Origin of the sequence: Clostridium sp. UBA5119 (assembly GCF_002414285.1) — a bacterium.
Taxonomy (GTDB): Bacteria; Bacillota; Clostridia; order Clostridiales; family Clostridiaceae; genus Clostridium_J; species Clostridium_J sulfidigenes.
On sequence record NZ_DHYX01000055.1, the window covers coordinates 119,355 to 119,712 of the forward strand.

Here is a 358-nt window from a genome sequence, read left to right on the forward strand (position 1 = left end):
GTAAACTCCTGTTTATTTGGGGTTCTCCACATTTTCAATTCAGGATTTTCTATTCTACCAATGATTAATATTATTTTAGTTGGTATATTCTTTTCCGTTTATGCTTATCGCACAGATAATATTATTGGAGTATGTGCAATTCATACCATGTGGAACTTTGCTCAAGGTAATATATATGGAATTCTTGTTAGTGGAATGAATATAGGACCTTCTATTTTGAAAGTTAATAGTTTTAATACCTCTTTACTATCTGGCGGTAACTTCGGAGCTGAGGGTGGCCTTGCTTGTACAATTGTATTAATTATATCTACATTGTTTGTGATATTTATTCCTAAAAAATCTATTTCTATATCATCTA

Annotated in this window: 1 pseudogene; it reads left to right on the top strand. The window is 30.7% G+C overall.

The features are described from left to right. Positions 1-51: 51 nt before the first annotated feature. Positions 52-358, top strand: a pseudogene (locus B2671_RS09060) (CPBP family intramembrane glutamate endopeptidase); the annotation flags it as partial.